The following is a 261-nucleotide window of genomic DNA, read 5'->3' as shown; positions in this document are numbered from 1 at the left end:
GGGGCCCGCGCGGGCGCCCCCCGGGGGGGGGGCGGGCGCGCGGCCGGGGGCGGGGGGGGGCGGGGGGGGGGGGCCCCGCGGCGGCTGCGACGACGCCGGCCGCGACGGCCGTCGCCGAGCGGCCGCGCGCGACGCCGCCGGTGCGCAAGCTGGCGCGCGAGCTCGGCGTCGACCTCGCCTCCCTCACCGGCAGCGGCGACCGGGGGCTCATCACCCGGCACGACGTGGAGGCGGCGGGGGCCGTCGGCTGCGCTCCCGCGC

General features: G+C 87.7%; 1 protein-coding gene. It reads left to right on the top strand.

Annotated features, from left to right (window positions below):
* Positions 1-261: E3 binding domain-containing protein (locus ACR9ZG_RS18990; protein ID WP_481286396.1), on the top strand; the 261-nt coding region annotated here is incomplete at both ends.

This window comes from Leifsonia sp. KNZ12-8B, from assembly GCF_056755495.1.
Note: the sequence above shows the minus strand (reverse complement) of the source record. Positions and strands in the feature narration are given on the sequence as shown.